The sequence below is a fragment of the Methylocystis sp. genome (assembly GCF_051062815.1).
Lineage (GTDB): Bacteria > Pseudomonadota > Alphaproteobacteria > Rhizobiales > Beijerinckiaceae > Methylocystis.
In genome coordinates, this window is sequence record NZ_JBPFDU010000083.1 from 1 (window position 1) to 7,204 (window position 7,204).

A 7,204-nucleotide genomic window follows, 5' to 3' on the forward strand; every position below is an offset into this window, starting at 1 on the left:
TTCAACAACAAGAGGCTGCTGGAGCCGATCGGAAACATTCCGCCAGCCGAAGCCGAAGCGCGCTATTATGCGCAAATCGCGAAGCCCGCATTGGCGGCGTGACTCAAACGAAACAGCCTCCGGCAAACCCGGGGCGGTTCAGAATAGCCTGCCGCCCACTTCTTCCTGGCTGTCGGTCACGGCACTGCACTTGAGCGGCCATTTGCGCAGGAAGGGCGTGCACCACGCCTCGATCTCGTATTCTTGGTGTAGATTGTGTCTCTGTAGTCGTTGGAGAATTTTTGTGCAGCCGATCCGGCGCATGGGCTAGAAGGTTGCGATGCTTGTGAACCGTGCATCGCTGCACGGTCACATCGGACTGCAGGGCCGCCAGCCAGCACTTTCTTCAAGCTCGGCGGGCCGTGGGCAATAATGAGTTGGGGAGTTTTCAGGCCGCGCGCAACAAGATCGCCGAGAAAGGCCCACGTCTTTGACGGCAAACAGGACTTTTTGTCCGACTGGGCGAGCGCCGCGCCACGAGCAAGGAAATCGAAGTCTTCTTTTGTCGAGCCGGACGCGCGCGACCGTGCCGTCAAGAAGGAGCCGAATGATCGGCTCTTCGGCAAGCGAGGGCTTGTTCCAAGCATCCCATTCGCCCTTCGCCCGCCGCCGGCCGCGGCTGACAATTGCCTTGCCGATTTATCCTTTGAAGACGGAGGCCAGGGCCCGCCGCACGCGGCGCGTATTGTTCCAAAAGATGAGCACCGCCGACGAGTTTTAGTGCGGCGTTGGCCGGCGCGCAAAGAAGCGCCTTGCCATTCCCGTGTCCCGCCATCCTCTGGTGATTGAACGAACCCGCTACGCGGTAGGATCCTCGTGATTGGCGTGTCGCCGAAGTTTCCGGTCAGCGTCGGGAGTGTCCGCTCGCACTCGCGGTGGTCATGACGGCTGCCGATCGAGGCCTTAGGCTCGTTATCACCGCCAAGTTTGCGGCATCCATAGCGCGGGCACCGCAAATAGCCGCCATCTCCTCTTCGAGGGTCGCATCGATAAAGTTGCGCACCTTGGCGCGAACCCCTTCTTCGATCGCGCCATTCCAATCATCGAAAAGCAAAAGGTCGGCGGCGACAGCCTGCGTATTCATGGTACCTTGGCCATGGTGTAGCCTCTTTTTCAGCGCTCCAACGCTGAAAGCGCTCGGGTCTAGTAACCGGCAGACTACGCCAACCAATTTCCTCCACACCCGAGGTGGGATCGGAGCAGGCCATGGACCTTGAGAAACGAATCGCAAACCTCCCTCCAGAGCGTCGAGAATTACTGGAGAAGGTGGTCCGGGCTGCGAATCTGACATGGCCATTGGCAGCTGCCCGCGCTCCAAGTGAACCGATGCCCACTGATGTGCAGGCGTGCTGTAGTTTGAGCCTCATGTTTTTCGCGAGTTGCCCAGACCCCGGCCAACCCTACGATTTGTTACTCAAATGCGCGCGCTTTGCGGATGATGCCGGCTTCGAAGCCGTCTGGATCCCGGAACGACATTTTGTTGATTTTGGGGGACATTTTTCTGCGCCGGCAGTCCTTTGTGCCGCACTCGCGATGGCGACCGAGCGTATCGGGTTACGCGCTGGCAGCGTGGTTCTGCCGCTCGATGAGCCGCTGCGCATTGTCGAGCAATGGAGTATCGTTGACAATCTTTCGCGCGGCCGTGTTGCAATTTCCTGTGCCGCCGGCTGGCATCCCAATGATTTTTGCCTAGCTCCAGATCACTTTCAGGAGCGTCGCCGGCTGATGATCGAAGGTATAGAGGTGATCCGAGAGTCCTGGCGTGGCAGGAAACTGTCCCGCATCAACGGTGTGGGCGCGCTGGCACACGTCATTCCGCGCCCGCGTCCGGTGCAGGACGAGCTCCCCCTCTGGATAACAGCGGTAGGCGCAGACTCTTTTCGCCTTGCGGGTGAGCTTGGCACCAATATCTTAACCGGGCTGATCGGAATGGATCTCACAGAACTTGGACGCCGAATCGAAATGTACCGCGACTGCCGTCGTCAGACGGGACACAAGTCTCGGGGGCAGGTCACGCTGATGCAGCATGCCTTGTTAGGTGACGATTTGTCGGACGTACGCACGACAAGCTCGCCATTTATGAAGTCTTACCTTGCGTCTTTCATCGGGCAGAGCGGCAACGAACTGGCAACAAATCCGGAAATCGGAGGGCTCATGAGCACAGCCGACACGGGCGACCGTAATGCCTTCTTGGCTCACGTAGCCGATACTTTTATACGAGAGCGCTCTTTGATAGGCACCCCTCGCTCTTGCCAGGAGGCCTTGAGTCGCTTGTCACAGGTTGGCGTGGATGAAGTCGCGTGCCTTGTCGATTTTGGTCCGCCGCCCGAAGTCGTCCTTGCCAGCCTTGCTCGCCTCGCAAGACTTAAGGATTCCATGGCTGATCAGACAAAGTAGTCTAGAACTCCCCCATCACGTCGGTTCGCGGCAACCTGGCCTGCGTTTGGGCTTGAGTGATCCGCGTCAATTGATCTGGTGTAGCAGAATTGCTGCCCTAGTGCTGCGGCTGCCGGCCACAAGCGCTCCGTCGTAGCCAACTCCAAGAACTGAGCCACAATTGTATTTCGCAAATGCCAAGGCCCCACGTTACGAAAAACTCTAGCCACGGTTCGCAAACTCCCCTGACGCGCAGATAGCTCCCTCTGATGTCTCTGCCTAACGATCCTCCGTAAATCACGCATCCGTCGGGCCTGGCAATTGTATCCGTGATGCTCCCGAACATCAGCGGTCGGATGCGTCAATCCCATACAGCCGGCGCGCCTCGATCCCCTGTTCTCGGCAGGCCGCTACAAAGCGATCGGAAGCTTGCGTTGCGGGCGCACTGGAGTGTTCCGATACGCTGGTGATAAACTCCACCCAAGGCTCGAGTCCCAATGCGTATACGTACACCTCTCGACAGCCGAGGCTCTTGACAATCCCCTGCGCCTGCTTTTCATCTGAGCCGGCCAACCGGCGGGAATTGTCCTTGTCGCGCTCGATTGCACCACACAACAGCGGCCCATAGACCCAGCTCATGGGTGCCCCTGTACACTCCATCCCGATAAAGAGCGTGTCCACTGGACCGACTGCCTGCCGGATGTGGTCATAGAGAATCGGATCGAGGTTTGCGGAATCGGCGACTACCATGGCCGACCAGCCATTATAGGATATACGGTAAGCACACTTGGTGCGTACGTCCAAGTCCGCATGCTCTCCGAGAAAAGGCAACGCGGAAATGGTTGCGTCTCCGCAGACACGCGAGTCAAAGGGCTCCACAGCGTGCACATTCTGAAACCCGAGAGCCTCCAGGGTGAGCTTTAGTGAAGGGTCCTGAAGCCGGCCGCCACCCGCGGGAACGACAATACTGCCTATCTTGTGCCGAAGCGCCAGAAGGGTTTCCAGGTTTACATGGTCGCTGTGGTTGTGAGTGATAAGTACCGTGTCGATCCGGTCAGGAAGATCGGCGAAGCCGAAGTGCTCGAGCTGCGGATGGGCGTCGTATGCAACAATGGGGTCGATGAGGATCGACGCTCCGCCCGCACTCTCAAGGAGAAGACAAGCATGCCCATAGTAGCTCCACCGCGGTCCGGGCCGGACCCGAAGGCGACGTCCACCTTCCCAATCGCAAAAGAAGTTTCGCATCTTATCGACAGGCAAGGAGAACTTATCGAGGGTCCGCTTGATGATTGACCAACGCGCCGGCGTCGAACGCAGTTGCGACAGCGCATCGATTGCCTGCGATTCAAAGGCAATATCCCACTGAATGGTACTATTTTCGGGCAGGCGCGGTGTGCTCATTATGAAGGTTCGTTTTTTTCCCGACAGTCGCTGAATGAGAATTGATTGAGTCGAGGAGTCGTGGAATTCGCTCCGATACAGCAACGGCTCGAAAAAGTGCACATCCGGCTGCCCAGAGATGTTGTAGACAAACTCGACATATCCCTGCAGCAGCTTCGGGGTTTTTTCATACAGTAGACCTAGTGAGTAGCCCTTAGCATCGTCGCGCAGCATTTGAATGCACGCGCGAATGGCATCATGAAGCGCAATTGCTCCGCTTCTCTTGCGGCGGGTCTGCGCCAACAGGGTGCGGACCTCCTCCACCCGCTCCGGCAACAACTCAACAAATTGCCCACCCCTGAGCGCCGGATTTTTGCTCGCAGCCGCATGCGCTTGAGGCATCGCAATAAACGATTCCATCAACCTGATATGTCGTGCGGCGATGTTCATGGCCGCGGTGTTCGGTGGTATAAGATGCGACCAGGCGAACCAGCCATCGATCAGCGGCTCAAGCACCACATCAGGTCGCAGGCAGAGTAGGCCATCGTCACTCATGACGCGCCTTTTCCTCAGGCGGCTTAGGTTGGACGACTGTTTGCGTTTGTCGGAGACTGCGGGGCCTGAGGTCCACCCAAACGCGGGCGATATGCTCCAGGCACTCCACCTTCGTTCCTGTGAAGCCGACATCCCTCCAGCCGGCCGGCAGACCCCTGTCGACAAACCAGATGGAGTACTGCTCCTCGTGATTAACAACTACTCGCAGTTGCTTTTCTCGGTCCATGTGGTCACCGGCTATCGATTGATTGAGCTACTCGCTCGGGCACAGCATCTCGTCCGCCTCTGATACGATGGTCATTCCGTCCTTCATCGAGACATGGAGGGTCTGCGCAGCGCCATACTCCTCGATGTATTTCGTCAGGAGCTCGGAATGCGTAATAACCCATACTTGAGTTCGTTGCGAGCCCTTATGGATCAGTCGCGCAAGCGGCTTCAACAGATCAGGATGAAGGCTCATCTCGGGTTCATTAAGAACCACGAACGACGGCATGCGAAGGCCAAGAAAAGCACCAACCAAACAGAGGTACCGCAGTGTACCGTCGGACAGTTCGCTGGCGTGCAGTGGACGATTAAGATTGCCGGTTTGTAAGCCGATCTCGAGACGGCCGCTTTGCTGGAATATCTCAAGTCGCGAACCCGGAAAGGCTTCGGCGACGGCCTCCGCAATTCCGAATGCGAATTCCGACGCAAGCCGGCCGGGGATTCCGATTTCATTCCGGCCACCGTTCCGATTTGAAGCCGGCCACCATTCCGAGATGAAGCCGGCCACCTGAGAGGCCTTTGGTCCTCTTTTCGTCTGCTGCCTGCAGGTCAGCAACTTTGGCATTCCGCCTTGTCGAGATCGACGGGGAGAACGGGATGCCGGCGAAGAGAGAACTGACCATGCGACAACTGAGGCACATGCTGCGGCTTGCCCACGAGGGGGTGAGCGCGCGCGAGATGGGGCGCCGGCTCGGCGTGGCGCGCAGCACGATCCAGGACAATTTGAAGCGGGCGACGACGGCGGGCGTGAGCTGGCCGCTGCCCGAGGAGTTGGACGACGCGGCGCTGGAGAAGCGTCTATTCACGCATGCCGGCGTCAAGACGGGTGCGCGCCGCCGGGTTGAGCCGGACTGGGCGGAACTGGCGCGGGAGCTGAAACGCGCCGGCGTCAACATGATGATCTTGTGGGAGGAATACCGGGCCACGCAACCGGAAGGTTATGGCTACAGCCGTTTTTGCGATCTGCTTCGCGGCTTTGAGCGACGACTGACGCCGGTGATGCGGCAGCACCATGCGCCCGGCGACAAGGTCTTCGTCGACTATTCGGGCAAGCGCATCGGCATCGTGAACCCAGCCACGGGCGAGATCCGCGAGGCGGAGATTTTCGTCGCCGTGCTCGGCGCCTCGAACCTCACTTATGCGGAAGCAACCTGGACGCAGAAGCTGACGGACTGGACCGGGGCACATGTGCGCATGTTCCGTTTTTTCGGCGGCGCGCCGCGGCTGCTGGTTCCTGACAATCTGAAGAGCGGGGTCAACAAGGCGTCGTTCTACGACCCCGAGATCAATCGGACCTATGGCGCGCTCGCGTCGCATTACGGCGTCGGCGTGCTGCCAGCTCGGCCGAGAAAGCCGCGTGACAAGGCGAAGGTCGAAGCGGGGGTGAGGTTCGCGCAAAGCTACATTCTCGGGCGGTTGCGGCGGCAGACCTTCTTCTCGCTTGACGAATGCAACGCCGCCATCGCGCTCGCCATGGAGATGATGAACGGCCGGACGATGCGCAAACTCGGGGTCAGCCGTCGTGAGCTGTTCGAGAAGATCGAGCGGGAGGCGCTCTCGTCCTTGCCCGAGGCGGATTGGGAATACGCCGAGTGGAAGCTCTCGCGCGTTAACATCGACTACCACATCGAGGTCGATGGGTTTTTTTATTCGGTCCCGCATGCGCTCATCCACGCCGAGGTCGACGTGCGCGGCACGGCGCGCATGATCGAGATTTTCCACCGCGGCCAGCGCGTCGGCCTGCACGAGCGGCGTTACATGGGCCACCGGCATGGGACGGACCCGGACCATATGCCCAGTTCACATCGGCGCTACGCCGATTGGACGCCGGACCGCTTCCGTCGCTGGGCCGCTAGCATCGGGCCGAACACCGAAGGGTTGATCGTCGCCGTCCTCGCGAGTCGGCGCCATCCCGAACAAGGCTTTCGCACCTGCCTCGGCGTTCTGAAGCTTTATCGAGGCGTGGAGCCCGCGCGCGCCGAAGCCGTCTCCGCCCGCGCGCTCGAGATCGGCGCGCTCAATTGCAAAAGCGTCGTCTCCTTGCTCGCGCGCAAACCCGCGGCGGCCGCCCGGGAAGACGGGCCGGCGACCCTGTTCGATCACGCCAATTTGCGCGGCCCCGGCTACTACCATTGAGAAGGAACTCGTCATGCTCGCTCATCCGACACTCGATCAACTGAACACGCTCGGTCTTTACGGACTCGCCAAAGGATTCAAGGAACTCGAACACAAGCCCGAAGCGCGCGGCCTTGAACACGCCGAATGGCTCGGCCTGCTCCTCGAATACGAACTGACGCTGCGTCGCCAAAAACGCTTCGCAACGCGGTCTCGCGTCGCCCGCCTGCGTCATCCGGCCAGTGTCGAAGACGTGGACTATCAGAGCCCACGCGGACTCGACCGCGCGCTGTTCCTGAAACTCTCCGCCTGCGACTGGATCACGGAGCGCCGCAATCTGCTGATCACCGGGGCAAGCGGGCTCGGCAAGAGCTGGCTTGCCTGCGCTATTGGCCAGAAAGCCTGCCGACAGGACATCTCCGTGCTGTATTACCGCGTGCCGAGGCTCTTCGCCGACCTCGCGGTCGCTCATGGC

General features: G+C 59.7%; 7 protein-coding genes. 3 read left to right on the top strand and 4 right to left on the bottom strand.

Annotated elements, in window-relative coordinates; all coding sequences use genetic code 11:
- Nucleotides 1-883: 883 nt before the first annotated feature.
- Nucleotides 884-1,123, bottom strand: coding sequence for a hypothetical protein (locus ACR65W_RS17960; RefSeq protein WP_434499108.1), 240 nt, complete (start codon nt 1,121-1,123; stop codon nt 884-886).
- A 122-nt stretch (nt 1,124-1,245) separates the two neighbouring features.
- On the opposite strand from ACR65W_RS17960, the gene ACR65W_RS17965 reads away from it, so the two are divergent.
- On the top strand, nt 1,246-2,436 hold the full coding sequence (locus tag ACR65W_RS17965) for a MupA/Atu3671 family FMN-dependent luciferase-like monooxygenase (protein WP_434499109.1): 1,191 nt from the start codon (nt 1,246-1,248) through the stop codon (nt 2,434-2,436).
- 324 nt (nt 2,437-2,760) lie between these two features.
- Here the strand turns inward: ACR65W_RS17965 and ACR65W_RS17970 are convergent, their stop codons facing one another.
- From ACR65W_RS17970 to ACR65W_RS17980, 3 genes are read right to left on the bottom strand one after another with little or no spacing between them, the layout of a single operon-like run.
- Nucleotides 2,761-4,350 (bottom strand): MBL fold metallo-hydrolase, encoded by a 1,590-nt coding sequence (locus ACR65W_RS17970; protein ID WP_434499110.1) that lies wholly within the window; start codon nt 4,348-4,350, stop codon nt 2,761-2,763.
- Nucleotides 4,343-4,576, bottom strand: a complete 234-nt coding sequence (locus ACR65W_RS17975) for an MbtH family protein (RefSeq protein WP_434499111.1) — start codon at nt 4,574-4,576, stop codon at nt 4,343-4,345. The genes ACR65W_RS17970 and ACR65W_RS17975 overlap by 8 nt, the downstream gene beginning before the upstream one ends.
- 27 nt (nt 4,577-4,603) lie before the next feature.
- Nucleotides 4,604-5,122: an AAA family ATPase gene (locus ACR65W_RS17980; RefSeq protein ID WP_434499112.1), complete on the bottom strand. Its 519-nt coding sequence runs from the start codon at nt 5,120-5,122 to the stop codon at nt 4,604-4,606.
- Nucleotides 5,123-5,211: 89 nt separating this feature from the next.
- Between ACR65W_RS17980 and istA the strand changes: the two genes are divergently transcribed.
- Both istA and ACR65W_RS17990 read left to right on the top strand, forming a co-directional pair.
- The gene (istA, locus tag ACR65W_RS17985) at nt 5,212-6,750 is read left to right on the top strand and encodes an IS21 family transposase (RefSeq protein ID WP_434499113.1); all 1,539 of its coding nucleotides are present in this window, start codon (nt 5,212-5,214) and stop codon (nt 6,748-6,750) included.
- Nucleotides 6,751-6,763: 13 nt separating this feature from the next.
- Nucleotides 6,764-7,204: ATP-binding protein (locus ACR65W_RS17990; RefSeq protein WP_434499114.1), on the top strand; the 441-nt coding region annotated here is incomplete at its 3' end.